Origin of the sequence: Streptomyces sp. NPDC046197 (assembly GCF_040646295.1) — a bacterium.
Lineage (GTDB): Bacteria > Actinomycetota > Actinomycetes > Streptomycetales > Streptomycetaceae > Streptomyces.
On record NZ_JBEYZY010000004.1, the window covers coordinates 58,564 to 84,399 of the forward strand.

Consider the following 25,836-nt stretch of genomic DNA (forward strand, 5'->3'; position numbering starts at 1 on the left):
CCATGGACCCGCGATTCACTCCCACCACCGCCGATCTGCGCAGAGCGGCCACGCGCACAGCGGCGCTGCTGCGCACGGTGCCGGACCCCGGCACCAGGGTGCCGGGCCTGGACTGGACGGTGGCCGAGACGGCCGCGCACCTGGTGGCGGAGCTGCGCGACTACGCCGGCTTCGCCGCCGGCACCGCCAAGGCCCGGGACGTGCTGGACACGCTTCAGCTCGCGGCCGGGGCCGCGCCGGGCGAGGTGAACGCCGCCGCGAACGCCCGGGCGCTGACCGGGTTCACCGACCGCGATCCACTCCGGCTGGCCGAACAACTACCGGACGCGGTCGAAGAGTTCGCGAGTTCTGTTGCCCGGCTGCGGCCGCAGGAGGCGGTGCCGGTCACCAACGGTCTCGCCATGACCGTACCGGTCATGATCGCAAGCCTGCTCGGCGAGCAACTCGTGCACGGCCTGGACATCGCGCGCGCCCGGCGCGCCCCGTGGCGGATCGAACGGCGTGACGCGCAGCTGGTCATCGAGGGCGTACTCGCCATGGCGGCCGACTACGTCGACCGGCGGCGCACCGCGGGCCTGCACGTCAGCTACGAACTGCGCTTCCGCGGCGGCCCGCGCCACCGGTTCGCCGTGTCCGACGGCACCGCACACGTGACAGCGGCGGGCGAGCCGGTGGACTGTGTCATCAACGCCGACCCGGTCGCCTTTCTGCTGGTCGGCTACGGCCGGGTCGGGCAGTGGAGCCAGGTGCTGCGCGGGCGGCTGGTGGCCGGAGGGCGACGGCCCTGGCTGGGGCTGCGCTTCGGGAGCCTGCTGACGAGCGTGTAGCGGACCGGCAGGCGCGCGGAGCGGACGGGCATCCGGGGCGCGGTCAGCGCAGGACGGCCGCGCAGCCGGGCAGCGGCAGCTCGGTCTGCCCCGGCAGCGGCAGCTGCGCGAGCAGCGCGGTCAGCCGCAGGCTGGGGTGCATGACCGCGTGCGCCGCGGCCGCCGACAGGGCACCGGGGGAGCGACGGCACAGCTCGATCAGCCGGGCCGTCGCCTCCTCCTCGGCGGCCACGCGGCCGCGGCCCAGCAGCCGTTCCAGGGAGGCCCGGGCGTCGTGGAACGAGAGCACGTCGAGGCTGATCGCCTGCGCACCGTGGTGGGCCACCAGGGCGGTGAGTTTGTGCCGGCTGGTGACGACCGCGACGCAGCCGGGCGTGCCGGGCAGCAACGGCATGACCTGGTCCGCGCTGTGCGCGTCGTCCAGCACCATCAGCAGCCGCTTGTTCGCCAGCACACTGCGCAGCAGCGCCGACTGCGCGTGCAGTCCCGCGGGAGCCTGGCCGGGCGGCACGCCCAGGGCGCAGAGGAAGTCGCGTATCGCCTCGCCGGGAGTGAGCGGTTCGTTCTCGTTGCGGCGCAGGTCGACATAGAGCCGGCCGTCGGGGAAGCGGTCGGTGAGCTGGTGCGCCCAGCGCACCACCAGGGCGGTCTTGCCGACCCCCGACTGGCCGTTGACCACCGCCAGCCCGGGGGCGGTGTCCTGGTGCTCCAGCAGAGCGTCCAGCAACTGCAGTTCCCTGGTGCGTCCCACGAAGTGGCGGGGCGCCATGGGGAGTTGCTGCGGTACCACCAGTGGCGCCGCGGCCGGCGGGTCGCAGACGCGCTGCGCCGGGATACTGAGCTCGGCGGCGGACGACCGGTTGTCGGTCAGCCTGACCAGTTCGTCCCGGTCCAGTCGCAGTGCGCTGGTGAGCAGTTGCAGGGAGCGCAGATGCGGCTTGCGGGTCCGGCCGCGCTCCAGGTCGCTGATCATGCGGACGCTCAGCCCGCTGAGCCGGGCCAGGTCCTCCTGTGTCAGGCCCAGGGCCTCCCGCTGCCGGACGAAGAGTTGGCTGACCTCGTTGCTGATGAACATGGCTGATCCCCCCGTGGGCGAACGATGTGCGAGTGCGTTTGTCGAGTCGGTGCGGGTGCGCGGCCGATACGTCCGGGCGGTCGCGCAGCCGCCGGTGCGGGATCGTCAGACCGGTTCCGTGGACGCCGGTGGAAAGGCACCGGTCCAGGGCGGGCCGGACTGCGGCCCGGCGACCAGAAAGGGGCCGGCGTCGGCCGGGCGGCCACAGCCGCACAGGAGCATCGCCTCCGTCAGCTCGGCGCCCAGCAGCTCCAGCACCGCGGCGACCCCCTCGGCGCCGTCCCAGGCCAGGCCCCACAGGACGGGACGGCCGACGAGCACCGTGTCCGCGCCGAGCGCCAGCGCCTTGAGCACATCGGTGCCGTGCCGGAACGCCCCGTCGACCAGGACGGCACACCGGCCGGCCACGACCGCGGTGATCGCGGGCAGTGCCGCAACCGCGGGTATGGCGCCGGACAACTGGCGTCCACCGTGGTTGGAGACGACGATGCCGTCGACGCCGTGGTTCACCGCGCGCAGGGCGTCCTCGGCGGTGAGCACGCCCTTCAGGACCAGCGGAAGTCTGGTCCTGGCCCGCAGCCAGTCCAGATCGGCCCAGGTGATGGTGGTGTCGAACTGCTCCTCGGAGTGGGCGGTCAGCGCGGAGGCGCCCGCCGAGCCCCGGTGCACGGAGGCCATGACGGCCGCGTCCAGGTTGACCGCCCGCACCTCCTCCGGGATGGTGAAGCCGTTGCGGATGTCGCGCCGCCGACGGGCCACCACGGGTGCGTCCACCGTGAGGACCAGGGCACCGAATCCGGCCTCCTCCGCCCGGGCGATCAGCTTCTCCAACTGGTCGCGCCGGCGCAGCCAGTACAGCTGGAGCCAGCACGGGCCGGTGGTGTGGCCGGCCATCTCCTCCAGCGTGCGGTTGGCGAAGATACTGGCGACGAACAGCGCACCCGCGGCCGCGGCACCGCGGGCCGTGGCGGTCTCCCCCTCCGGGTGGAACAGTCGGTGGTGCGCCATGGGGGCGACGCCGAGGGGCAGTCGCAGCGGGTGCCCCAGCAAGGTGGTTCCGGGATCGGGACGGGCTGTGCCGGTCAGAACGCTGGGGCGCAGCCAGAGGCGGTCGAGTACGGCCTGGTTCGCATGAACGGAAGATTCATCTCCGCTTCCGCCCGACAGATAGTCCCAAACAGGTGAGGGCAATCGCCGCTGTGCGATCTCCTCTAATTCCCTGACGTGCACCAGTGCGCGTTCTTGGGTCATGTCAGGAACTCTACCAGCCAAGTTTGAAGGGCTAGGTAAATCTTTAGCGGCCGTCCGGCATGGCTGAAAAACCGAGTGGACGGCACGCTCTCGTGATCTCACACGAATTTTATAAAGCGCCGGTTCGTCACTACGTTACCGGCGCTTTTGTTGAACACCGCTCGGAATTGGTGCGCGGCCGGGCCCGAACCGTCACGCGGCCAGCGCTTCGACGGCGCTCTCACCTCCCGGGTCGGAGACCGGCGCGGGGTGCACCGCGGTCGGCCGGAACCCAGCCTTTTCGGCCAGGGCGCGGTACTCCGCCTCGGTGCGGTTGCGCCCTTCGACCATGGTCAGCATGAGCAGGTCGTACAGCTTGGCGGGACTGGGTCCCGGGCCGGACGGGATGATCTTCTCCAGGATCACCAGCCGGCCGCCGGCCGGCAGCGCGGCCCGCACCGTCCGCAGGATGTCCAGTGCCCGCTCGTCGCTCCAGTTGTGCAGGCAGCGGGAGAGGACATAGAGGTCGCCCCCGGCCGGCACCCGGTCGAAGAAGCTCCCCTCGGCCAGCGTCACCCGGTCCGCCAGACCTGCTCCGGCGAACCGCGTACGGGCCTGGGCCACCGCCTCGGGCAGTTCCAGCAGCACCCCCCGCAGACCGGGCCGCTCGGCCAGCACCTCGGCCAGCAGGTTTCCGTTGCCACCACCGACGTCCACGACGGTCTCCACCCCGCCGAGGTCGACCTGCGCCCACGCCGCCGGTACCGCGGCGCGGCTGCCGAGCGCGGCGTTGAAGGTGCGCGCCACGTCCGGGTGCTCCTCCAGATAGGCGTACATGGGCTTGCCGTGCACGTGGTCGAAGGCGGGAGTCCCGCTGCGCAGCGCGTCGACGAGGCCGCCCAGGGAGCGGTGGACCTCCTCGCCGAGCATCAGCGCGGTGTCGCGCAGCGAACGCGGCACGTCCGAGCGCAGCAGCGTCGAGGCGGAGGTGAGGCCGAAGACGTCCTCGCCCCGCTGTTCGAACAGCCCCACGGAGGCCAGCGCGCGCAACACCCGGTGCATGGTGTCGGCGTCGGCGGCGCAGGAGTCCGCGATCTCCGCGGCCGAGCGGTGTCCGCCGGCCAGTACGTCCGGGACGCCGAGCGCGGTGACCGCGTACAGCGCCTGGGCCGTCCAGGAGCCGGTGAGCACGCCCAGGAGCTCGCGGTGGGCCGCCGGGTCGGTCACGGGGGAGGACACGGCGGACTGGTTCCTGTCGGTCATACGGACGTCACTTCCATTCGGAGGTCGCTGGGGTCCTGCAGCCGGTTCGCGGCGGGACGCACGGCCAGGGCGCACAGGGCGGCGAGCGCCGTCACCCCGACGGGCAGGACGACGCTCTGGTGCACGGCGTCGACGAGCCCGTGCGTCATCGCGTACCGGCCGGCCGCCTCGAGCTGCCCGGCCACCGCCCGTGGCACGCCGGGCGGGCTCGCGAGCGCCGAGTGGCCGGCGCCGCCCTCGATCGCTCCGTCGGCACCGCGCCGCACGGCGGTCGTGAACTGGGCCCGGTAGCCGGGAGGCAGGGTGCGGGCCCGTTCGGCCGCCCGCTCGCCCACCGCCGCCACGAGGCGGCCCTGCAGCAGCGCCCCGACGGCGGCCGTGCCGAGAACGGAGCCGAACTGCCGGTTGGAGTTGAAGACCCCGGACGCAGCGCTGTTCAGCGCGGGCGGCACCCCCTGCATCGCGATGGCGGGCATCGGCGCGAAGGTGCCGCCCATGCCCACGCCCGCCACGACCAGCGGAGGCAGGAAGGCGTACCAGGGGGAGTCGGGTCCGGCGGCCGCGGCCATCCACGCCATGCCCGCGGCGAACAGCAGCAGCCCGCCGAACAGGATCCAGCGCCCGTCGACGCGGTCGGTCAGTCTGCCGGTCAACGGGGCGAGCAGCATGGAGACGACGGCGGCGGGCGCCAGCGTGAGTCCGGCCCGCAGGGCACTCATGCCCAGGGCGGACTGCAGATAGAGGTTGAACAGCAGCAGGAAGCCGAGCATCCCGACGTTGACCGCGCCGCCGACGACGTTCATGAGCGCGTACTCGCGGTCTTTGAACAGCACGAACGGGATGAGCGGGTCGTCCCGCTGCACCCGCGCCTGATTCCACAGGAACAGGGCGAGCAGCACCACGCCGACCGCCAGTACCAGCGGGATGCTCACGAAGGACGTGACGGTGCCCCAGTCGTAGCGCCGGCCCTCGATCAGGCCGTAACACAGCGCGGTGAGGGCGAGCGTGCACAACAGCACGCCGAGCAGGTTCAGCCGGCGCGGACGGGTCTCGCGGACGTCGTCGACCAGCGCCAGGGTGGCTGCCAGCACGGCGACCCCGATGGGCAGGTTGATCAGGAAGATCCATCGCCAGCCCAGCGCGGTGACCAGCAGGCCGCCCAGCGTCGGGCCGGCGACCGCGGCGAGACCCGCCACTGCGCCCCAGATGCCGAAGGCCGTGCCGCGCCGCTCCGGCGGGAAACTGTGGGCCAGAAGGGTCAGCGTCTGCGGCACCAGCACCGCGGCGCCCACGCCCTGCACCGCCCTGAAGGCGATCAGCTGTGCCGGATCGGCCGCCAGCGCACAGGCCACCGAGGCCACGGTGAACAGCGCGGTCCCGGCCGCGAAGGCAGCCCGCGGACCTCGCAGGTCGCCGAGCCGCCCGGCCGCGATCAGGAGCGCCGCCAGCGCCAGCGTGTAGCCGTTGATGACCCAGAGGATCTGGTCGAGCGACATCCGCAGGTCGGAGACGAGGTCGGGGATGGCGATGTTGACGATCGTCAGGTCCAGAAGGGGCATGAAGTAGCCCACCGACACGACGGTGAGCGTGGCCCAGGGATTGCCGCGCCAGGAGCGGATCGATGCCACGGGGCCCCTCACTCCGTGCCGGCCGGAGTGCGGGCCAACGCCTCTGAGGTGCTCTGCATGGCGGCTGCCGCCAGCGCTCGGTGGAAGGCGCTGTTGGCCTCCCGGTCGGTGACCACCTCCACCAGCCGGGGACCGGGCGCACGGACCGCGGCCAGCACCTCCTCCACGGACTCCGCCCGCGTGCAGGGCCAGCCCGCGGCCCGCGCCACATCGGCGATGCGCACGCCGTGCGGGGTCCCGAAGAACGTCTCGAAGCCGTCGACCGGCTCCGGCTGCGGCGCCATGGAGAAGATGCCGCCGCCGTTGTTGTTGATCACCACCAGAGTGAGGTCGGGCCGCTCGGGCGCGGCGCCCGTGATCAGGCCGTTCTGGTCGTGCAGCAGGGACAGGTCGCCGAGCAGCGCCACCGCTCGCCCCGCGCCCCGCGCCCGGTGGGCGTAGGCGGCGCCGACCGCGCTGGAGACCGCGCCGTCGATGCCGCTCAGGCCCCGGTTCGCCAGCACGGTGAGGTCGGCACGCGGCCGCATGGTCCGCTCCACGTCGCGCACCGGCATGCTGGAGCCGGCGAACAGCAGCGAACCGGGCGGCAGCGCGGCCGTCAGGTCCCGGGCCACCCGCGGTTCCGTCAGACCGCCCTCGTCCAGAGCGCGGTCCAGCGCCTCCAGTACCGCCTTGTCCGCGTCCAGCCACAACCGCAGCCAGTCGGGGTCGGACTCCTCCTGCTCCGGGGCACCCAGCCGGGGCACCACCCGGGTCGCGGTGCGAGCCGGGTCCGCCCAGTCCTGCCCGGGATCGACCACGACCAGCTGCGCGGCTGAACCCAGGAAGTCGAGCAGCGCGAGGTTCACTCCGGGACGGCCGACGCTGACGACCGTCTCCGGCTGCGCAGCGGCACGGAACTCGGGGTGCGCCAGCAGATATCCGTAGCCGGTGACGGCGTTCGGCCCCTGCCGGGCGCCGCTCTGCGGCTCGGCCAGCAGCGGCCAGCCCGCCTGTTCGGCGAAGGCCACCGCGCCCTGCGGGTCGGCCGCCGCGTCGCCGACCACCACCACCCCGCGGGCCGGGACCTTCAGCGGCTCGGGCTGCACCAGCGCGCGGTCGACGCGTACCGCCGGCCGCCGCTCCGCCAAGGAGGGCCGCGGCCACTGCGGGCCGTCCGGCACCGCTGTGTTCTCCAGCGGGTCGGGCAGCAACAGATTGAGCTGCACCGGTCCGCCGGCCGTCGCCACGGCGGCGGCGCGGGCGAGCACCGAACGCCAGTAGCGGACCGTGGCCGCGTCGCCGGGCACGGAGTCCAGTTCGGCGAAGAAGGCGGTGGCCCGTCCGAACAGGCGGACCTGGTCGGTGGTCTGGTTGGCACCGGTGTCCCGCCACATCGGCCTGCGGTCGGTGGTCACCACGATCAGCGGCACCCTCGCGTGGTGCGCCTCGAGGACCGCCGGGTGCAGATTGGCGGCGGCGGTGCCGGAGGTGCAGCCGACCACGACGGGCCGGCCGCTCGCCCGGGCCATGCCGAGGGCGAGAAAACCCGCGGAGCGCTCGTCGACGCGGACGTGCAGCCTGAGCAGCGGGTGGTGGTACAGGGCGGCGGCGAGCAGCCCCGAGTGCAGACCCGGGGAGACGACCGCATCGGTGACTCCCAGCTGGGCGAGTTCGTCGGCCACCACGGTGCTGAGCTGGTCGGAGAGGTTCATGGTCTCCCGGTTCCTGTGGAGGGGTTCCTGCGGAGGCGGTCGGGGTGAGGACAGAGGTGGTCAGCGGGCCGTTCCGTGCCACAGGCCCAGGGCCCGGTCCTTGATGTGCTGCGGGAAGTTCTGCGCGAAGGCAGTGCTGACCGGACGGCGTTCCGCGTCGGGCGGCAGCAGGCAGTCGTAGGCCATCTTCGGGCCGCTGAGGGTGCGGAACTCCTCGGGCGTGTAGTTGATGTGCAGGGGCGTGAACAGCTGGTCCTCGAAGAGCACCTGGCCGGCGACCGGGTGGCAGCGGGTGGCCAGGCCCCAGGACAGGTCCCGCAGGTCGGTCGGGTCGATGTCGTCGTCCAGGACCAGCACCCGGGTCAGCCAGAATCCGACCTTGGGCCGCAGCACCACCCCCGCGATCGCCCGGGTCAGCATGCGGGTGGTGGTGTGGATGCCGCCGCCCCACTGCCGCCACTCGCGCGGCACGGTCACCGCGGCCACCGTGCACGACGCCTCCGGCACCAACCACACGGCGGTCACCGGCAGCCCGGCCATGCGCAGGTTGCGCAGCACCTCGGCGGAGTGCGTGGGACCCACGACGGTGTGCACCTCCTCGACGGGCTTGCCGGCCGACACCACCGGCAGGATCGGGTCGTGGCGGTGGGTGACGGCGGTGACGTCGAACACCGGGCGCTCGCGCGGCTGCCCCGAGATGTAGCCGTAGAACTCACCCATCGGCCCCTCGGGCAGCGTCTCGTCCAGCGACACGGTGCCCTCGACGACGATCTCCGCGGTGGCGGGCACCTCCAGGTCCACGGTCCGGCAGCGGACCACCTGGAGCGGTTCTCCGAACCAGCCCCCGAGGAAGCCGGCCTCGTCGCAACCGGAGGGCAGCGCCATGCCGCCGGCGAACGGGATCGCGGGCTCGGCGCCCTGTACCAGCGCCGCGGGCATCGGCTCGCCGCGCTGCTTCCACCGGGCGTAGATCTTCCCGATGTCCTGGGGCGGGTTGATCATCACCACGAGTTGGCGGGAACCGGCGGCCATCACGCGGGTGATGGCCCAGTTGGTCCAGGCGCCGTCGGGGCTGCGGACGACGAGGATCCCCCAGGTGTTGATGTACCGGCCCGCGTCGCCCGCGTGCACCAGCGGCACCGGGAGGGCATCCAGTGAGGCGTCCGGGCCGAGCAGCACGTACTCCTGACAGGGCGCCTCACTCACGGTCACGGGCGGCACGGGTTTGGCCTCCAGGGCCGTGGCGAGGTGCTCCACCAGGTCCAGCGGGCGGGTGTGCGGGCCGAGACCGAGGGACAGCGCCACCCGGGCCCAGGGCGCGCCGCTCAGTGAGCTGAGCGCTCCCGGCGCCCCGAGAATGCGCTGGCCGGAGGGGTACCCCCGCAGCCGGTTGAACAACTGGGCCGGCAGCCGGTTCTCCACCCCGTGGCGAATGACCGCGCCGACCTCCAGGTCCGGATCGACCTCCTCGTCGAACTCGCGGAGGTCGCCCAACTCGCTCAGTGCGTCGACATAGGCCCGGAGGCTGGTCAGGTGGTTCTTCATGCGGAGTTCGCACCTCGTGGGCTTCTCGGTCGCCCCGATCCCTGCCGCGGGGCATATACAGCATTTCCCGGGTCTTGCTCCGGCGATTTCCGGCCGAAAATACAGTTCTTCGTCGAACGTCGGCCGCCCTCGCGATATTCGGCGAACTCAGGGTGATGGGGGAGGGCATTCCAGAGGTTAATGAGGGACTTCGGTGCGCCTCAAGATCGAAGCTTCTTCCCTCAGGTAAAACGCCGGAGTTCCCGCAGGTAAATCTCCGAACGCCGGCCGACGGGCGGGCGGGGCCGTCCGTGTGGCCGAGCAGGTAGGCTTTCCGGGTGCGCCCTGCCCGGCGCGCGCCGGGACGACTGGGACCACAGACGACTGGGACGACAACGGGGAGGAACCGGCGGTGCACGTCCAGGATTGGCTCGACACGGTACCCGCGGCCGCCGTCTACGCCGTGGTGGCCCTGGTCATCGGTCTGGAGAGCCTGGGCATCCCGCTGCCCGGCGAGATCATCCTGGTCTCCGCCGCGCTCATGTCCGCACAGCACTCGGGCATCAACCCCGTGGTGCTCGGCGCCTGCGCCACCGCGGGCGCGGTCGTCGGCGACTCCATCGGCTACGCCATCGGCCGCAAGGGCGGCAGGCCGCTGCTCACCTGGCTGGGGAAGAGGTTCCCCAAGCACTTCAGCGAGGGGCACGTCGCCACCGCCGAGCGGTCCTTCGAGAAGTGGGGCATGTGGGCCGTGTTCTTCGGCCGCTTCGTCGCCCTGCTGCGGATCTTCGCCGGCCCGCTCGCGGGCGTGCTGCGAATGCCGTACTGGAAGTTCCTCGTCGCCAACGTCCTCGGCGGCATCTGCTGGGCCGGGGGCACCACCGCGGTCATCTACTACGTCGGCGTGGTCGCCGAGTCCTGGCTGAAGAAGTTCTCGTGGCTGGGACTGGTGGTGGCGGCGCTGATCGGGCTCACCTCGATGCTGGTGCTCAAGCGCAAGGCGAAGAAGGCACAGGCCGCCCAGCGGCGCACCGAGGAGGCCGAACCGGTCGCCGCCGGCGAGTGACGACAACGCCGTTGGGGGTCCCGCGGCTAGGGGGTGTCGTTTGGATCACCGCGGGTCCGCGACCCCTGGCACGGCACCTCGCCGCGTTGTCGCATGACCCGAGTACGTCCAGTACGCGGGTCATGCTCCGCCTTGCGATGCACCGCACCATGCGCCGCGGCCTGATCCGCGCTGATCCAAACGACACCCCCTAGCCGTGAACCTCGCCGTGCGCCTTGGCCAGGTCCGCGTACAGGGTGCCGTTCAGCGAGATCCCCTGGCGCTCCTCCTCCGTCAGCTCCCGCCTGACCCTGGCAGGCACGCCCGCGACGAGTGAGCCCGGGGGCACCCGCATTCCCTGCGGCACCAGCGCCTGGGCCGCCACCAGGGAACCCGCACCGATCACCGCGCCGTTGAGGACCGTAGCCCCCATGCCGATCAGACAGTCGTCCTCGACCGTCGCCCCGTGCACCACGGCGTTGTGCCCGATGGAAACGCGCTCGCCGACGCTGACGGGGAAGCCCGGGTCCGCGTGCAGCGTGCAGTTGTCCTGGACGTTGCTGCTCGCGCCGACGGCGATCTTCTCGACGTCGCCGCGCAGCACCGCGCCGTACCAGACGCTCGTGCCCGCGCCCAGCGACACGTCACCGATCACCGTGGCCGTGGGCGCCACGAACGCCTCCTGATCCACCCGGGGCTTTCTGCCTCCGATGCTCGCGATCAGCGCCTTGTGCGTCATCCTCGTCTCCCCGTCCCGGGCCTGCTGCGTGTCTCGACGCGTACCGGAACGGTACGTCATCCGGTGGGGCGAAGATCACAGCGGCCCCGGCCCGTGGGTGCGGCTCGGTCTGAGTACGGTGAGCGGATGCCCAAGCGCAAGAACACGTTCTCATCATGGCGGCGCCGTCTTGCCCAGCGCGCCGTCCATGCGGGCTGGGCTTGGGTGCAGCGCACGGGCTCCGTCTCGGCAGAGCGCCCCGGGCGCCTTCGCTTCGGCTCCATGGGAACAGGTACCAGGCTCGCCTTCCCGCTCGGCACCGTCTTCGGCGAACCCTGGATCCACCTCGGCGCCCACTGCATCATCGCCGAACAGGTCACGCTGACCGCCGGACTGATGCCCGACCTCGACCTCGGTCCGGAGCCCATCCTGCGCATCGGCGACGGCGTCGTCCTCGGCCGCGGCAGCCACGTCATCGCCGACACGACGGTCACCATCGGCAGCGACTGCTACTTCGGTCCGTACGTCTACGTCACCTCGACCAACCACTCCTACGACGATCCGCACCAGCCGATCGGCAGGCAGTGGCCGCGGATGGAGCCGGTGCACATCGGACCCGGGTGCTGGATCGGCACCGGCGCGGTGATCCTGCCCGGGGCCCGGATCGGGCGCAACGTCGTGGTCGCGGCCGGTGCGGTGGTCCGTGGCGACGTGCCCGACCACGCGGTGGTCGCCGGGGCGCCCGCCCGGGTCGTACGCCGCTGGACACCGGCCGAGGGCTGGCAGCCACCACTGCGGACACCGGCACCGGTGCCGATCCCCGACGGGGTCACCCCGGAGCAACTGCTGGCGCTGGCAGACCTGGACGAGGAGACGGCGGCCGCCCTGGCCGCGCTGGACGAACGGAGTGCGGCGGGGCCGGCCGGCCTGGACCACAGGGGCGCCGCCCGGCTGACCGGCCCGGCCGGACGGGGCCCCGCCCCGTTGGCCGGCCTGAGCGAGGAAACGCCCACCCGTCTCGCCGAACTGGACACCGAGGGCTGAACCCGGCCGCCGGGACGGGCGCGGACACCGGCCGCCGGACCGGGCGCGGATGTCGGTCGGCTCCCCCGGCCGGCTGCCGGTTCCGGCTCAGCCCGTGGCCAGCAGCAAGGTGCCCACCAGTGCCAGGCCGGCGCCGGCCGTCTGGACGGCCCGCAGTCGTTCGCTGAGGAATCCCCGTGCGGCCAGCGCGGTCACCACCGGGTAGAGGGAGGCGAGCACGGCCGCCACGGTGACCGGGCCGTGCTGGGCGGCGACCGCGTACGTGCCGTTGGCCGCGACGTCGGCGAGACCGACGAAGGCGAGCGCCGGCAGCAAGCGCCAGGGGAAGCGGCCCTGCGGGAGTACGGCCCCGCCCCGCCGCGCGGACACGTACAGCGCGGCCCCGCCCGCGACCACGTTGGCCACCCGCTGCACGAAGAGCGCGAGGAACAGGCCGGTCACGTCGGTCGACGCCTCGGTGATCAGGGTGAACACCGTGCCGAAGTCGAGCGCCGCGACCAGCGTCAGCCAGATCGCCCGGCGCTGCACCGCGGCCCCGCCGAGCCGGGGACCGCCCGCGAGCACGACTCCGACGAAGGCCACCGCGATGCCCGCGACCTGCAGCAGTCCGGGTCGCTCGCCGAGCACCAGGCCGACGGTCACGGGGACGGCCACGCTCAGCGTGGCGAGCGGCGAGACCACGCCCATCGGGCCAAGGGCCAGCGCCTTGTAGAAGGAGAGCATCGCCACCGTCCCGACGAGCCCCGCGGCGACCGCGAACCACAGCCGTGGCCCGGCCTCGCTCCATCCGCCGGTGGCGACGACGACCGCGCCCAGCACCGCCACCGCGACCGCCTGGGAGACCACCACGACCATGAGCGCCGGATTGCGCCTGGTCAGCAGCCCGCCGCCGAAGTCGGCCAGACCCCACAGAAGGCTGGTGGCCAGGGCGAAGAGTGCTGTCACGACGTCCCTCGCAGTACAGTTCGATGAACAGTGCGGTACAGCCCACCGTAGTTCAGTAAACTCAACTCTGTCATCCAGAATATTGGACGGAATGTGTCGGACCTCGACCTGCTGACCCAGTCCCTGGCGCGCAACGTCAAGCGCTGGCGCACCGAGCGCGGCTTCACCCTGGACACGCTCGCCGCCCGTGCGGGAGTCAGCCGCGGCATGCTCATCCAGATCGAGCAGGCCCGCACCAACCCCAGCCTCGGCACGGTCGTCAAGATCGGTGACGCACTGGGCATCAGCATCACCACCCTGCTCGACTACGAGCAGGGCCCCAAGGTCCGTATCGTCCCCGCAGACCAGGCCGTACGCCTGTGGCACACCGACGCCGGGAGCTACAACCGGCTCCTCGCGGGCGTCGAGGCCCCCGGCCCGCTGGAGATGTGGGAGTGGCGGCTGATGCCGGACGAGCGCAGCGCGTCCGACCCGCACCCCACCGGCACGGTCGAGCTGGTCCACGTCACGTCCGGCGAGCTGACGCTCACGGTCGACGGGGTGGAGTACCGCGTTCCGGCCGGTGCGAGCGCCTCCTTCGAGGCCAACACCCCCCACACCTACGCCAACGACGGCGCCGTGCCGATGGAGATGGTGATGGCGGTCTCCGTCCCGCCCGTCCGCTGAGACGTGCCCTCGACCGCTGCCGCACGGCTGTTAGCGTGCGGTCATGCGCGCACCCATCGGAAACTTCGACCACGCCGCTCCCGCCCCCGACTGCCTCGACGAGCTGACCCCTCCGGTCGCCGACGCCGTACGCCACTGGCGCGGCAGCGTCCCCGCGGATCAGATCGTCTACGTCGAGACCGACCCGGAGTGGGCCGACACGGCCGTCTTCGTCGAGCACTACGGGCGCGAGCTGCTCCAGCAGTCGGCGAACTGCGTGGTGGTGGCGGGCAGGCGCGGCGGTGAGACGAAACTGGCCGCGTGCCTGGTCCTGTCCACCACCCGGATCGACGTCAACGGCGTCGTGCGCCGCCAACTCGACGCGCGCAAGGCCTCGTTCGCGCCGATGGAGGTCGCCACCGGGGAGACCGGCATGGAGTACGGCGGCATCACCCCGATCGGGCTGCCCGAGGGCTGGCCGCTCCTGGTCGACTCCGCCGTCGTCGACCTGCCGTACGTGCTGGTCGGCAGCGGACGCCGGCTCGGCAAACTGCTGGTACCGGGCAAGGCCTTCGCCGAGTTGCCGGGGGCCGTGGTGCTGGACGGCCTGGGCGTGGCCTGAGGGAGCCCGGCGCCGTTGCCCGACAGCGGGCCGCCATCGCAAGACGTACCCGGTGGCGCACGCGTCGGCGCGGCGGCCCACGCGACCTCCGGCCTCAGACGGTCGTGTGGTGGGCCGGCGCCAGGTGGGGATCGGCCTCACCGGGGATCGGCGACTACGGCCGCCACCGCGACTGCGGGGAGGTGCTGAACGGGCCGCGGATCCAGGAGCCTTTCGACCGCCGCCCGGGCGGCGAACACCGCCGACGCCGCGATCGTCAGCACGTTCACCAGACCCGCGAGGTCCTCGGCGCGCCCGTAGCCGTAGGTGAAGCGGCGGGCCGCCGCGCGGCGGCCCAGCACGAAGGCGATCCCCAGCGGCACGGCGGTCAACGCGTCCGCCGCGTTGTGCACGGTGTCGCCGAGCAGAGCCACCGAGCCGCAGGCGACCACCGCCACGGCCTGCACCAGCGCCGTGGCGCCCAATACGGCCGGCGACACCCACAGCGCCCGCATGCCCCTCCCGTCCACGATCCCATTACGTGCGTATGGGCGCATGATGCACCTGTCACCTGTGCATCATGCGCACCCGCACACCCGGGCGAGGAGCAGTTCGCGCTCGCCGAACTGCTCGCCCTGCTCGGCGACCGCACTCGCCTCGCCCTGCTGCACGCACTGACCTCCGGCGAGGCCGACGTCACCACCCTCACGGAGGCCCGCGGAGTCGCGCGGCCCGCGGTCAGCCAGCACCTGGCCCGCCTGCGGCTGGCGGGACTCGTGAACACGCGGAAGGAGAGCCGCCGAGTGATCTACTCCCTGCGCGACGGCCATCTGCGCCGCCTGGTCGACGAGGCGCTGAACGTGGCGGACCAGCGGCTCGACGACCGGCCGCCGCACGACTGAAGACGGGCCGGGACGCACCCGCGGTCGGCATCGGACCGCGATGGGGCCGGCCGGACCGCTGTGGGACCAGCCCGGACCGCGATGGGGCCGGCCGGACCGCCATGGGGCAGTGCCGCCCGGCAGCCGGGTCAGAACCGCTCTGCCGTGCCGAGGTACTGCTCCGCGAAGGCGGCCGCGGCGACCGGCGAGGTGAACAGGCGCCGCAGCCGGGCCAGCGTGGTGCCCGCGCGGAACGGATCGCCCGACGCGGTGCCGTGGTACACCTCGGAGAGCCACTGGGAGAACTCCTGGTAGTCCCACACACGCCGCAGACAGGCCTCGGAGTAGCCGTCCAGCCCGCTCTCCTCGCCCTTCGTGACGTACGCGGCCAGCGCGTCGCCGAGCAGGAAGGCGTCGTGCAGGGCGAGGTTCATGCCCTTGGCCGCTATGGGCGCGGTGAGGTGGGCCGCGTCCCCGGCCAGGAAGAGGCGCCCGAACCTCATGGGCTCGACCACGTAGTCATGCATGTCGAGTACGCGCTTCTCCAGCAGCCGCCCCTCGATGAGCGGTGGTGCGTCCGCTGCCGCGAGCCGTTGCCGCAGCTCCGACCAGACACGTTCGTGCGGCCACTTCTCCGGGTCGTCACCGGGCGGGCACTGGAGGTAGTAGCGGGTCATCTCCGGGCTGCGGGGCATGTGGCCGGCGAACCCGTTGTCGTGGACGCCGAACAGCACACAGTCGGAGGACGGCGGCGCCTCGGCGAGCAGGGCCAGCCATCCGATGCCGTAGTCGTGGCGCGCCTGCCGGGCCCGCCCCGGCGGCAGCCCGGCCCGCGTGACGCCCCGGGCTCCGTCGCACCCGGCGACGAAGTCGCAGTGGAGCAGTCGGCGTTCGCCCGTCTCGGGGCAGAGGTACGACACCGACGGCCGGTCGCTGTCCGTGTCGTGGAGCCGTACGTCCCGCACGCCGAAGCGGATGTCCCCGCCGCGTACGTCCGCGTACTCCCGCACGAGGTCCGTCACCAGCAACGGCTGCGGATAGACGAAGTGACGTCGGCCCGTCAGCTCGGTGTACGGGAAGCGGTAGCCCCGGCCCTCGAAGCGGAACTCGCACACGGTGTGGCGCTCGGCCCGCTGCACCAGGTTGTCCGCCAGCCCGCGTTCCTCGAGCCCGCGGACGGCCCACTCCTCGACGACCCCGGCCCGGGGCCGCTGTTGTATGGAGGTCCTCGTCTCGGTCTCCAGGACCACGCAGTCCACCGAGGCGGCCCGCAGGATGTTGCCGACCGTCAGTCCGGCGGGGCCCGCGCCGACGACGACGACCGGGAAGCGCTGGGGGGAAGAGGAAGGGGAAGAGGAATTGGGGTGGGGGGAGATGTGCGTCACCCGGGCATTATGACGGTGTCCCGTCAGCCGGGGCATGGACAGCCTCGGCCGACGGGACACCGACGGGGAACCGGGTCAGTGGGCGGGTGCCTCCGTGACCACGACCTCCTCGATGCTCTGCTCGATCTCCTCGGTCCCGGACGCGGTGGCCTTCGCCCAGTAGTAGATGACCAGCGAGAACGCCGCCACCACCAGGATGTCCCACCACAGCGGGATGCGGCCCTGGCCGCCGAAGCCGCCCTGCCAGGAGATCAGGCCCAGGCCCACCAGGTAGCCGGGCAGCCACTGCGCGGCCTTCCAGTCCAGCCGGGGCGCGTCCGGCAGGCCCTTGCTCCTGGCGTACCAGGCATAGCCGCCGAGGAGCACGTAGCCGAGGACGATCGCCACGCCGAGCCGCCACAGGGTGTCCCAGCCGGCCCAGTAGATGATCAGGTTGGCGACCACGAAGGACAGCGGCGCGACCAGCTTGCCCGCGGGCAGGCGGTAGGGGCGCTCGTGGTTGGGCAGCCGGTCGGCGAAGACACCGTACGCCAGCGGCGCACCGGCGTACATCAGGACGCTTGCCGAGGTGATGAAGCCGACCAGCTCCTGCCAGCTCGGGAAGGGCAGGAAGCAGACCACGCCGGTCACGAAGGAGATGGCCAGGCCGAACCACGGCACGCCGCGCGAGTCGGTCTTCTCGAAGAGCTTCGGCGCGTAGCCGTTCTTGGCCAGGCCGTAGGACACGCGGGAGGTCGCGGTGGTGTAGATCAGGCCGGTGCCACCGGGGGAGATGACGGCGTCGATGTACAGCACCACGCTCAGCCAGCCGAGGCCGACCAGCGTCGCCAGACCCGCCCAGGGACCGCTGATGCCCGGGAAGTCGAGCTTGGCCCAGCCGTGCGCGAAGGAGCTGAGCGGCAGCGCGCCGATGAACACGACCTGGAGCAGGACGTAGATGGTCGCGCCGATGGCCACGGAGCCGAGGGTGGCACGCGGCAGGTCACGCTTGGGGTTGCGGCTCTCGCCCGCGAGCTGGATCGCCTGCTCGAAGCCCAGCAGGGCGAAGATGATGCCGCTGGAGCTGATGGCTCCCAGCACACCCTTGGCGCCGAACGGGGCGAAGCCCTGGACGGTGAAGTTGTGCGGGTGGAAGTTGCCCACCGCGATGACGAAGATCGCGCCCAGCGGCACTGCGATCTTCCACCAGGTTGCCGCGCTGTTGGTGTGGGCCAGGACGCGCACACCCAGGAAGTTGACCGCGACGAAGACGGCCATCAGGGCCAGGGCGACGATGAAGCCGCTGGTCGTCAGCGTGCCGTCGGCGTGCTGGAAGCCCTTGGCGAAGTCCCAGTGAGCGGCGTAGCCGATCATCGCCTCGACCTCGATCGGGGCCACCGTCGCCGCCTGCAGCCAGGAGAACCAGCCGAAGGACATACCGGCCAGGCCGCCGAAGGCGTAGTGCGGGTAGCGGGCCGTGCCGCCCGCCACCGGGAACATGCCGCCGAGTTCGGCGTGCACGAGCGCCAGGAGGACGATCGCCACCGTGCCGATCAGCCACGAGATGATCGCCGCGGGTCCTGCGGTCACGACGGCCTTCTCGGCGCCGTACAGCCAGCCGGAGCCGATGATGGAACCAACCGAGGCCCACATCAGTCCGATAAGGCCGACGTCCCGCCGCAGACCAGTTTGGTCCCGCGTGACGTCGGGGGCTGCATGGTCGACTTTCACCATGTCAAGGGGCCTCTCACTATCTGAACACCGAATTAACGCTCAATGGCGGCTCAGACTAGGAATGGAGGCCCGCTCTACAGAAGAGCGATCCGGAAATCCGACCCTTCTCATGGGGTTACCTTTACGTGCCCTTTACGCAGGTCGCCCAGGGTTCGTGGAATGTCTCTATTCAGTTGCGGAATGTGAGAAGAGGGTGACACACGCTAGCCGAGGCGCGGGATTTCGATCGCCGGGCAGCGGTCCATCACCATGTCGAGGCCGGCGTCGCGGGTGCGCGCGTAGGCGGCCTCGTCCAGGACGCCGAGCTGGAACCACACGGCCTTCGCGCCCTTGGTGACCGCCTCGTCGGCGACCGGGCCCGCGAGATCACTGTTGACGAAGACGTCGACGACGTCCACCTCGAAGGGGATGTCCGCGAGGGTGGCGTAGCCCTGCTCCCCGTGCACGGTCTCCGCCTTGGGGTGCACGGGCACCACGCGCTTGCCGAAGCGCTGGAGCACCTCGGCGACGCCGTACGCGGCACGGCTCCGGTTCGACGACAGGCCCACGACGGCCCAGGTATCGCCCAGTTCGGTCAGAATCTTCCGGATTGTCGCTTCGTCGCCGTACACCGCGGGGTCTCCTCGGGAGTCGGGGGAGGTGGAGGGGAGGTGGAAGTGGAGATGGAGGTGAGATGGAGGTGAGATGGAGATGGAACGACAGGACAACGGTGTCCGTCGGTCCGTGATTCCCGGGAGAGCGGGGCGAGGGGCGGCACCCCGGCCCGGGGGGCCGGCGGCTCCGCGGCTGGTTGAATGCCGTCGGCATGTCCGGAACGTGCGCGACATGCCTGCGCGCGGCCGTCCGCACGCCTACGCTCGGGCCGTGCTGCGCATCATCGACGCCCGAACCGGCGAACCCGTCGACGCCGCCCCCGCCCGCCGGGGCCTGACCCGTGTCGAGGCGCACGCGTCCGGCTTCGACGCCTCGGGGCTGCGCGTGCTGCTGGTCGCCGACCTGCTGGTGCGCGCCCTGGAGCTCGGCGGCACCCCGGTGTGGGCCCTGCTGACCGGCGAACGGCAGCAGGCGGAATTGCGGGCCGGGGCCTCGGCCCTCGGCATCCGGCCGTTCGAGGACAGTCACGACCTCGGCGCCGCGCTGGGGGAGGCGCAGGTCATCCACGTGGTCGGCGACGACGACGGCACCGCACCGGACGGTGTCCGGATCGCCGTGGCGTCCGTCGACCCGGCCATGCCGGTCGCCCGAATGGCCGCCGACGACCCCACCGTCCTGCGCCTGGCCCTGCTAGCCCGGCGCCGCGCCCTGCCGGTGCGGCTCGACGCGGACACCCTGGAGGAGGCCCGGCGGACCCTCGCCCGCTGGCGCCGCGCGGTCGCTTCCTGGGCTAGGAGGCCCTCCCGGCCGGTTCCCGACGAGGTGCGCGGCCGCCTGCGCCGGGCCTGGGAGGACGACCTGAACGTTCCGGCGGTGCTGCGGGTGCTGGAGTGGACCGAGACCCGCCCGGACCTGCCGGACGGCGCCCGCTTCGAGACATACGTGTACGCGGACCGGCTGCTCGGCCTCGACTTGACCCGCGACCTGGGAGCACCGTCGTGATCGCCGGCCGGAGAGGGGGCCCGGTCCGCCGCCTGGTGGTCCTGCGGCACGCCAAGTCCGCCTGGCCCGAGAACGTGGCCGACCACGACCGCCCGCTCGCGCCTCGCGGCCGCCGGGACGCGCCCGCGGCCGGCCGCGCGGTCGTCGAGGTCGACTGCCTGCCGGACCTCGCTCTGTGCTCCACGGCGCTGCGGGCCCGCCAGACCTGGGAGCTGGCCTCCGCCCAGTGGGGTACCCCGCCCCCGGTGCGCCACGACCCGCGGCTGTACGCCGCCGACGTCCCCGACCTGCTGGCGGCCGTGCGCGAGACGCCTGCCGAGGTCGGGACGCTGCTCCTGGTCGGGCACAACCCCGGGCTGGAGGAACTGGTCCTCGAACTCGCCGGGGACGGGCTCGACGACACGCTGGAGCGGCTCCGGCAGAAGTTCCCGACGTCGGCGATCGCCGTCCTGGTGTGGCACGGCGCCGGCTGGCAGGCCCTCGCTCCCGGCACGGCCCTGCTGACCGAGTTCGTCGTGCCGCGGGGCGCGAAGAGGTGAGCCGCGCGCTCGGGCCGTCCCACGGGTGATCCGCGGACGTCGCTGCGTCCCCCGGGCCTGCACATAGGCTGGCCGGATGCAGGACGAGTACCGCACAGTCGCCCGCGCGGGCGTGCACGAGACCGAGATCAACCGCTCCCGCTTCCTGTGCGCCCTCGCCCCGGCGGCCACCGAGCAGCAGGCCCAGGAGTTCATCGCCGCGGTCCGCAAGGAGCACGCCGACGCCACCCACAACTGCTGGGCCTACGTCATCGGCGCCGACGCCGCCGTGCAGAAGGCCAGCGACGACGGCGAACCCGGCGGCACCGCCGGTGTCCCCATGCTCCAGATGCTGCTCCGACGCGACATGCGGTACGTCGTCGCCGTCGTCACCCGGTACTACGGCGGCGTCAAGCTCGGTGCGGGCGGACTCATCCGTGCCTACGGAGGGGCGGTCGGCGAGGCCCTGGACACGCTCGGCACCCTCACGCGCCGGCGCTTCCGCCTGGCCACGGTGACCGTCGACCACCAGCGGGCCGGCAAGGTGCAGAACGACCTGAGGGCCACCGGGCGCGAGGTGCGCGACGTGCGTTACGGCGAGGCGGTCAGCATCGAGATCGGTCTGCCGGACGCGGACGTGGACGCCTTCCGGGCCTGGCTGGCCGACGCCACGGCCGGGACCGCGGGGTTCGAACTGGGCGGCGAGGCCTACGGGGACGCCTGATATACCGGACAAGCAGCGCATAACTGGGCGTAATCGGCGCGCACGTGGCGGCCCGATACGGGAGTAACCGCCCGAGGTGTCGGACCCGGCCGTTAGTCTTCGGAGATCATGAGGCTGCTGCACACTTCCGACTGGCACCTGGGCCGGGCGTTCCATCGCGTGAACATGCTCGGCGCCCAGGCCCGGTTCATCGGCCACCTCGTCACGACCGTGCGCGAGCGCGCCGTCGACGCGGTGGTCGTGTCGGGAGACGTGTACGACCGCGCGGTGCCGCCGCTCGCCGCCGTCGAACTGTTCGACGACGCCCTGCACCGCCTCGCCGACCTCGGTGTGCCGACGGTGATGATCTCCGGTAACCACGACTCGGCGCGCCGCCTCGGCGTCGGCGCGGGCCTCATCGACCGTGCGGGCATTCATCTGCGGACCGACCCGGCGGCGTGCGCGACGCCGGTGGTGCTCCAGGACGCCCACGGCGACATCGCCTTCTACGGTCTGCCGTACCTCGAACCCGCCCTGGTCAAGGACGAGTTCGGCGTCGAGACGGCCGCCCACGAGACGGTACTCGCCGCGGCCATGGACCGCGTCCGCGCCGACCTCGCCGCCCGCGCGCCGGGCACCCGGTCCGTCGTCCTCGCGCACGCCTTCGTCACCGGCGGCCGGGCCAGCGACAGCGAGCGGGACATCACCGTCGGCGGGGTGGCGGCCGTGCCCGCGGGCGTCTTCGACGGTGTCGACTATGCGGCCCTGGGCCATCTGCACGGCTGCCAGACCATCACCGAGCGCGTGCGCTACTCCGGCTCCCCGCTGCCGTACTCCTTCTCCGAGGCCGACCACCGCAAGAGCATGTGGCTCGTCGACCTCGACGCGGACGGCTCCGTCACCGCCGAACGGGTCGACTGCCCGGTGCCGCGTGCGCTGGCCCGGATCCGGGGCACGCTGGAGGACCTGCTCGCCGCCCCGGGCCTCACCCGCCACGAGGAGGCGTGGGTCGAGGCGACGCTCACCGACCCGGTCCGCCCGGCCGACCCCATGGCCCGCCTTGGCGAGCGTTTCCCGCACACCCTCAGCCTCGTCTTCGACCCCGAACGGGTCCCGGACGACCCCGACGTGTCCTACGCCCGCCGCCTCGCGGGCCGCAGCGACCAGCAGATCGCGGAGGATTTCGTGGCCCATGTGCGCGGCGCGGCCCCCGACGCACACGAACAGACCGTGCTGCGCGAGGCCTTCGACGCCGTGCGCGCGGACCAGGCGGTGCGGGAGGTGGCCCGGTGATCCCTCGCCGGTACGACGACGGGGGGCAGGCCCGGTGAGGCTGCACCGTCTCGGCATCACCGCCTTCGGCCCTTTCGGCGGCTCGCTCAGCGTCGACTTCGACGCGCTGTCCGCCGCCGGCCTCTTCCTGCTGCACGGCCCGACCGGCGCCGGCAAGACCTCCGTCCTCGACGCCGTGTGCTACGCGCTGTACGGCTCGGTGCCGGGCGCCCGGCAGAGCGGACAGGGTCTGACGCTGCGCAGCGACCACGCGGCGGCGACGACCCGCACCCAGGTCACCCTTGAACTGACGGTCGCCGGACGGCGTTTGGAGGTCACCCGGCAGCCGCCCTGGGAGCGCCCCAAGAAACGCGGTACGGGCACGACGCTCGACAAGGCCCAGACCTGGTTGCGCGAGTACGACGCCTCGGCCGGCACCTGGAAGGACCTCAGCCGTTCCCATCAGGAGATCGGCGAGGAGATCACCCAACTGCTCGGGATGAGCCGTGAGCAGTTCTGCCAGGTGGTGCTGCTGCCGCAGGGCGACTTCGCCCGCTTCCTGCGCGCCGACGCCGAGGCCCGGGGCAAACTGCTGGGCCGCCTGTTCGACACCCATCGCTTCGCCGAGGTGGAAAAGCGCCTCGCCGAACGCAGGCGCACCACCGAGGCGCAGGTCCGCGAGGGCGACGCGGCGCTGCTGGCCGACGCGCACCGCATGCAGCAGGCGGCCGGCGACGCCATGGAGCTGCCGGAGCTCGCCCCGGGCGAACCCGGCCTCGCCCAGGCGGTGCTGAGCGCGGCCGCCGCCGCCCGCAGCACCGCCCGGGAACACCTGACGATCGCCCACAGCCGGCTCACGGCCGCCGAGTCCGCGCAGGCCGCCGCCGAGCGCACCCTGGACGGCGTGCGCGAACTGGCCCGGCTGCAGCAGCGGTTCGCGCAGGCACGGGAGCGGGCCGCGCGCCTCGAGGAGCGGGCCGACGGGCACCGGGAGGCGCAGGCGCGGATGGAGCGGGGGCGCAAGGCGGAGGCGGTGGCCCCGGCGCTGGAGCTGCGGGAGGCCGCCGACGCCGAGCACCGCCGGGCGTCCGCCGCCGAAGCACAAGCACGCGCCCTGCTCCCGGATGCCTTCGCCGACGCCGGAGCGGCCGGACTCACCGCCGTGGCCCGCCGGACCGCGGAGGAACTGGGCGGCCTGGAGTCGGCGCGCCGCGCCGAGCAGCGTCTGGCCGCGCTCGTCGCCGAACGGACCGACCTGGACCGACGGGAACGGGACGACGAAGAGGTCCTGCAGGAGGCCGATGCCTGGCTCGCCGAGTGGGACACGCTCCGGGCGGCCCTGCGGGCCCGGATCGAATCCGCTCAGGAGGCGGCCACGCGGGCCGAACAGCTCGCTGTCCAGCGGGAAGGCGCGCAGCGGCGGCTCGGCGCCGCCCGCACACGGGACCAGCTGGCCGAAGACACCGAGGAGGCACAGCGGAGGGCCCTGGACTCGGCCGACCGCGCGGTGCGCGCCAGGGACCACTGGCTCGACCTCAAGGAACAGCGCCTGAACGGCATCGCCGCCGAACTGGCCGCGCACCTCACCGACGGCGAACCCTGCGCCGTCTGCGGCTCCACCGCCCACCCCGCACCCGCGCGGAAGATCGCCGGGCACGTCGACCGAGAGGCGGAGGAACAGGCCCTGGCCGCCTACCAGGAGGGCGACGAGCAGCGCGCCAGGGACGAGCGCCGCCTGGGCGCGGTCCGGGAGGCCCTGGCCGCCGCCACCGCCGAGGCCGGTGACACATCCACCGCACAACTGGCCACGGACCTGGCGGAGTTGGAGCGGCTCTTCACCCAGGCACGCCGGGACGCCTCCGCACTGCACGCGGCGCACCAGGAGCTGCGCGGGGCAGAGCAGGAACGCGAGCGGCGACTGGCCGACCGGCAGCAGGCCGAGGTGCGGGCGGCGTCACGCCTGACCCGCAGGGAAACCCTGGAACGCGAAAGTGCCACGCTGGAGAGCGAGTTGGCGCAGGCCCGAGGCGCCGCCGACAGTGTCGCTGCGCGAGCCGCGCAGCTGGAGCGGCAGGCGGCCCTGCTCACCGACGCCGCCGAGGCCGCGCGCGCCGCAGAGCAGAGCGCACAGCGGCTCAAGGAGGCCGACGGACGGCTCGCCGAGGCCGCCTTCCGCGCCGGGTTCGACACACCGCAGGCCGCGGCCGCCGCCCTCCTCGACGACACCGCCCACCGTGAGCTTCAACGGCGCCTGGACGCCTGGCAGTTCGAGGAGGCCGCCGTACGCGCCGTCCTCGCCGAGGCCGACACCGCTGCCGCCGCCCGGCAGCCGGCCGCCGACCTCGTCGCGGCGGAGGCCGCCGCGGCCGCCGCCGGCCAACGGGTGCGCGACGCCGCCTCCGCGCGCGACGCCGCGGCCCGGCGGTGCGCCGAACTCGACCGGCTGTCCGCCCGCGCGGCGACCGCAACACGGCGGCTGGCGCCGCTGCGCGAGGAGTACGACCGGGTCGCCCGCCTCGCCGCGCTCACCGCGGGCACCTCGGCCGACAACGAACGCAGGATGCGCCTGGAGTCCTACGTGCTGGCCGCCCGCCTGGAACAGGTGGCCGCCGCGGCGACGGTACGACTGCAGCGCATGTCCTCCGGCCGCTACACCCTGGTCCACTCCGACGACCGGGCCGGGCGCGGCCGCAGCGGGCTCGGGCTGCACGTCGTCGACGCCTGGACCGGCAGGGAGCGGGACACGGCCACGCTGTCCGGCGGCGAGACCTTCTTCGCCTCGCTGGCACTCGCCCTCGGCCTCGCGGACGTCGTCACCGACGAGGCCGGTGGGGTCCGACTCGACACGCTGTTCATCGACGAGGGCTTCGGCAGCCTCGACGACCAGACCCTGGACGAGGTCCTCGACGTCCTCGACTCCCTGCGCGAACGCGACCGCAGTGTCGGCATCGTCAGCCACGTCGCCGACCTGCGCAGACGGATCCACGCCCAGCTGGAGGTCGTCAAGGGCCGTTCCGGTTCGACGGTGCGCCGGCGTGGTGTGTCCTGAGGACGGGGTCTTCCGACCTCACCTCAGCGACCGAGGGGGCGCCGGGGCAGGGGCGAGGAGTAGACGATGCTCGTGGTCACCGAGCCCAGCGTGCCGATCTTCCCGGACACCTCCTCCAGATGACGCATGGAACGGGCGGCGACCTTGATGACGAAGCAGTCGTCCCCCGTCACGTGGTGCGCCTCCAGGATCTCGGGGGTGGCGGCGACCAGGTCGTGAAAGGGCTTGTAGTTGCCGTTCGGATAGCGCAGACGCACGAACGCGAGGATCGGCAGCCCGAGCCGCTCCGGGTCGACCACGGCCGCATAGCCCTGGATGACCCCCGCCTCCTCCAGTCGGCGCACCCGCTCGGTCACCGCGCTCGGTGACATGGACACGGCCCGCGCCAGCTCGGCGAAGCTGGCCCGGCCCTCCCGCTGGAGGACGTCGAGGATGCGCCAGTCGGTGGCGTCCGGGGAAAACGCGGTCATGACGGAGAAA

Annotated in this window: 22 protein-coding genes and 2 pseudogenes; 11 read left to right on the forward strand and 13 right to left on the reverse strand. The window is 72.7% G+C overall.

Annotated features, from left to right (window positions below):
• Window positions 1-2: 2 nt before the first annotated feature.
• The gene (locus AB0A61_RS07315; RefSeq protein WP_361287533.1) at window positions 3-827 is read left to right on the forward strand and encodes a maleylpyruvate isomerase N-terminal domain-containing protein; all 825 of its coding nucleotides are present in this window, start codon (window positions 3-5) and stop codon (window positions 825-827) included.
• 43 nt (window positions 828-870) lie between these two features.
• Here AB0A61_RS07315 and AB0A61_RS07320 read toward each other — a convergent pair whose 3' ends face one another.
• The 6 genes from AB0A61_RS07320 to AB0A61_RS07345 all read right to left on the reverse strand — a co-directional run bounded on the left by AB0A61_RS07320 (window position 871) and on the right by AB0A61_RS07345 (window position 9,262).
• Window positions 871-1,902: an XRE family transcriptional regulator gene (locus AB0A61_RS07320; protein ID WP_361287536.1), complete on the reverse strand. Its 1,032-nt coding sequence runs from the start codon at window positions 1,900-1,902 to the stop codon at window positions 871-873.
• A 105-nt stretch (window positions 1,903-2,007) separates the two neighbouring features.
• The gene (locus AB0A61_RS07325; RefSeq protein WP_361287539.1) at window positions 2,008-3,153 is read right to left on the reverse strand and encodes an alpha-hydroxy acid oxidase; all 1,146 of its coding nucleotides are present in this window, start codon (window positions 3,151-3,153) and stop codon (window positions 2,008-2,010) included.
• 192 nt (window positions 3,154-3,345) lie between these two features.
• Window positions 3,346-4,395 carry a methyltransferase gene (locus AB0A61_RS07330; protein ID WP_361287542.1) on the reverse strand — a complete coding sequence of 350 codons (1,050 nt, stop codon included), beginning with the start codon at window positions 4,393-4,395 and terminating at the stop codon, window positions 3,346-3,348.
• Entirely contained in the window at window positions 4,392-6,023 is a 1,632-nt protein-coding gene (locus AB0A61_RS07335) for a DHA2 family efflux MFS transporter permease subunit (protein ID WP_361287545.1), read from the reverse strand. Before AB0A61_RS07335 ends, AB0A61_RS07330 begins: the two co-directional genes overlap by 4 nt.
• 8 nt (window positions 6,024-6,031) lie before the next feature.
• A complete protein-coding gene (gene menD / locus AB0A61_RS07340) occupies window positions 6,032-7,717 on the reverse strand; it encodes a 2-succinyl-5-enolpyruvyl-6-hydroxy-3-cyclohexene-1-carboxylic-acid synthase (protein WP_361287548.1) in 1,686 nt (561 codons plus the stop codon).
• Between the two features lie 60 nt (window positions 7,718-7,777).
• Window positions 7,778-9,262 (reverse strand): UbiD family decarboxylase, encoded by a 1,485-nt coding sequence (locus AB0A61_RS07345; protein ID WP_361287551.1) that lies wholly within the window; start codon window positions 9,260-9,262, stop codon window positions 7,778-7,780.
• Between the two features lie 391 nt (window positions 9,263-9,653).
• Between AB0A61_RS07345 and AB0A61_RS07350 the strand changes: the two genes are divergently transcribed.
• Entirely contained in the window at window positions 9,654-10,307 is a 654-nt protein-coding gene (locus AB0A61_RS07350; RefSeq protein ID WP_361287554.1) for a DedA family protein, read from the forward strand.
• 190 nt (window positions 10,308-10,497) lie between these two features.
• Here AB0A61_RS07350 and AB0A61_RS07355 read toward each other — a convergent pair whose 3' ends face one another.
• Window positions 10,498-11,025, reverse strand: a complete 528-nt coding sequence (locus AB0A61_RS07355; protein ID WP_361287557.1) for a gamma carbonic anhydrase family protein — start codon at window positions 11,023-11,025, stop codon at window positions 10,498-10,500.
• A gap of 126 nt (window positions 11,026-11,151) precedes the next feature.
• On the opposite strand from AB0A61_RS07355, the gene AB0A61_RS07360 reads away from it, so the two are divergent.
• Window positions 11,152-12,048 (forward strand): acyltransferase, encoded by an 897-nt coding sequence (locus tag AB0A61_RS07360; protein WP_361287560.1) that lies wholly within the window; start codon window positions 11,152-11,154, stop codon window positions 12,046-12,048.
• Between the two features lie 87 nt (window positions 12,049-12,135).
• Here AB0A61_RS07360 and AB0A61_RS07365 read toward each other — a convergent pair whose 3' ends face one another.
• Window positions 12,136-12,993, reverse strand: a complete 858-nt coding sequence (locus AB0A61_RS07365; RefSeq protein ID WP_361287563.1) for a DMT family transporter — start codon at window positions 12,991-12,993, stop codon at window positions 12,136-12,138.
• 93 nt (window positions 12,994-13,086) lie between these two features.
• On the opposite strand from AB0A61_RS07365, the gene AB0A61_RS07370 reads away from it, so the two are divergent.
• Both AB0A61_RS07370 and AB0A61_RS07375 read left to right on the forward strand, forming a co-directional pair.
• Window positions 13,087-13,659, forward strand: a complete 573-nt coding sequence (locus tag AB0A61_RS07370) for an XRE family transcriptional regulator (protein WP_361287567.1) — start codon at window positions 13,087-13,089, stop codon at window positions 13,657-13,659.
• Between the two features lie 43 nt (window positions 13,660-13,702).
• Window positions 13,703-14,260, forward strand: coding sequence for a YbaK/EbsC family protein (locus AB0A61_RS07375; protein ID WP_361287570.1), 558 nt, complete (start codon window positions 13,703-13,705; stop codon window positions 14,258-14,260).
• Window positions 14,261-14,412: 152 nt separating this feature from the next.
• Here AB0A61_RS07375 and AB0A61_RS07380 read toward each other — a convergent pair.
• A pseudogene (locus tag AB0A61_RS07380) lies at window positions 14,413-14,760 on the reverse strand (cation diffusion facilitator family transporter); the annotation flags it as partial.
• 37 nt (window positions 14,761-14,797) lie between these two features.
• Here AB0A61_RS07380 and AB0A61_RS07385 point away from each other — a divergent pair.
• Window positions 14,798-15,141: pseudogene (locus AB0A61_RS07385) on the forward strand (metalloregulator ArsR/SmtB family transcription factor).
• 128 nt (window positions 15,142-15,269) lie between these two features.
• Here the strand turns inward: AB0A61_RS07385 and AB0A61_RS07390 are convergent.
• The 3 genes from AB0A61_RS07390 to AB0A61_RS07400 all read right to left on the reverse strand — a co-directional run bounded on the left by AB0A61_RS07390 (window position 15,270) and on the right by AB0A61_RS07400 (window position 18,829).
• On the reverse strand, window positions 15,270-16,505 hold the full coding sequence (locus AB0A61_RS07390) for a 4-hydroxybenzoate 3-monooxygenase (protein ID WP_361287573.1): 1,236 nt from the start codon (window positions 16,503-16,505) through the stop codon (window positions 15,270-15,272).
• A 75-nt stretch (window positions 16,506-16,580) separates the two neighbouring features.
• Window positions 16,581-18,218 carry an APC family permease gene (locus AB0A61_RS07395; protein ID WP_361287576.1) on the reverse strand — a complete coding sequence of 546 codons (1,638 nt, stop codon included), beginning with the start codon at window positions 18,216-18,218 and terminating at the stop codon, window positions 16,581-16,583.
• Between the two features lie 203 nt (window positions 18,219-18,421).
• Complete coding sequence (locus AB0A61_RS07400; RefSeq protein ID WP_361287579.1) at window positions 18,422-18,829, reverse strand: CoA-binding protein; 408 nt, start codon at window positions 18,827-18,829, stop codon at window positions 18,422-18,424.
• 214 nt (window positions 18,830-19,043) lie between these two features.
• Between AB0A61_RS07400 and AB0A61_RS07405 the strand changes: the two genes are divergently transcribed.
• From AB0A61_RS07405 to AB0A61_RS07425, 5 genes are all read left to right on the forward strand, one after another.
• Window positions 19,044-19,814, forward strand: coding sequence for a hypothetical protein (locus tag AB0A61_RS07405; RefSeq protein WP_361287582.1), 771 nt, complete (start codon window positions 19,044-19,046; stop codon window positions 19,812-19,814).
• Window positions 19,814-20,353 (forward strand): histidine phosphatase family protein, encoded by a 540-nt coding sequence (locus AB0A61_RS07410; protein WP_361288279.1) that lies wholly within the window; start codon window positions 19,814-19,816, stop codon window positions 20,351-20,353. The genes AB0A61_RS07405 and AB0A61_RS07410 overlap by 1 nt, the downstream gene beginning before the upstream one ends.
• 76 nt (window positions 20,354-20,429) lie before the next feature.
• Entirely contained in the window at window positions 20,430-21,056 is a 627-nt protein-coding gene (locus tag AB0A61_RS07415) for a YigZ family protein (protein ID WP_361287585.1), read from the forward strand.
• Window positions 21,057-21,164: 108 nt separating this feature from the next.
• Window positions 21,165-22,328, forward strand: a complete 1,164-nt coding sequence (locus AB0A61_RS07420) for an exonuclease SbcCD subunit D (protein ID WP_361287588.1) — start codon at window positions 21,165-21,167, stop codon at window positions 22,326-22,328.
• Window positions 22,329-22,362: 34 nt separating this feature from the next.
• Window positions 22,363-25,356 (forward strand): SMC family ATPase, encoded by a 2,994-nt coding sequence (locus tag AB0A61_RS07425; protein ID WP_361287591.1) that lies wholly within the window; start codon window positions 22,363-22,365, stop codon window positions 25,354-25,356.
• Between the two features lie 23 nt (window positions 25,357-25,379).
• Here AB0A61_RS07425 and AB0A61_RS07430 read toward each other — a convergent pair whose 3' ends face one another.
• Window positions 25,380-25,826: an Lrp/AsnC family transcriptional regulator gene (locus AB0A61_RS07430; RefSeq protein ID WP_361287595.1), complete on the reverse strand. Its 447-nt coding sequence runs from the start codon at window positions 25,824-25,826 to the stop codon at window positions 25,380-25,382.
• Between the last annotated feature and the right edge of the window lie 10 nt (window positions 25,827-25,836).

Coding starts and splice junctions, on each gene's coding strand:
- AB0A61_RS07430 (WP_361287595.1), bottom strand. CDS start 25,826: ATGACCGCGTTTTCCCCGGACGCCACCGACTGGCGCATCCTCGACGTC.
- AB0A61_RS07325 (WP_361287539.1), bottom strand. CDS start 3,153: ATGACCCAAGAACGCGCACTGGTGCACGTCAGGGAATTAGAGGAGATC.
- AB0A61_RS07320 (WP_361287536.1), bottom strand. CDS start 1,902: ATGTTCATCAGCAACGAGGTCAGCCAACTCTTCGTCCGGCAGCGGGAG.
- AB0A61_RS07315 (WP_361287533.1), top strand. CDS start 3: ATGGACCCGCGATTCACTCCCACCACCGCCGATCTGCGCAGAGCGGCC.
- AB0A61_RS07405 (WP_361287582.1), top strand. CDS start 19,044: ATGCCTGCGCGCGGCCGTCCGCACGCCTACGCTCGGGCCGTGCTGCGC.
- AB0A61_RS07345 (WP_361287551.1), bottom strand. CDS start 9,262: ATGAAGAACCACCTGACCAGCCTCCGGGCCTATGTCGACGCACTGAGC.
- AB0A61_RS07360 (WP_361287560.1), top strand. CDS start 11,152: ATGCCCAAGCGCAAGAACACGTTCTCATCATGGCGGCGCCGTCTTGCC.
- AB0A61_RS07355 (WP_361287557.1), bottom strand. CDS start 11,025: ATGACGCACAAGGCGCTGATCGCGAGCATCGGAGGCAGAAAGCCCCGG.
- menD (WP_361287548.1), bottom strand. CDS start 7,717: ATGAACCTCTCCGACCAGCTCAGCACCGTGGTGGCCGACGAACTCGCC.
- AB0A61_RS07415 (WP_361287585.1), top strand. CDS start 20,430: ATGCAGGACGAGTACCGCACAGTCGCCCGCGCGGGCGTGCACGAGACC.
- AB0A61_RS07395 (WP_361287576.1), bottom strand. CDS start 18,218: ATGGTGAAAGTCGACCATGCAGCCCCCGACGTCACGCGGGACCAAACT.
- AB0A61_RS07330 (WP_361287542.1), bottom strand. CDS start 4,395: ATGACCGACAGGAACCAGTCCGCCGTGTCCTCCCCCGTGACCGACCCG.
- AB0A61_RS07420 (WP_361287588.1), top strand. CDS start 21,165: ATGAGGCTGCTGCACACTTCCGACTGGCACCTGGGCCGGGCGTTCCAT.
- AB0A61_RS07375 (WP_361287570.1), top strand. CDS start 13,703: ATGCGCGCACCCATCGGAAACTTCGACCACGCCGCTCCCGCCCCCGAC.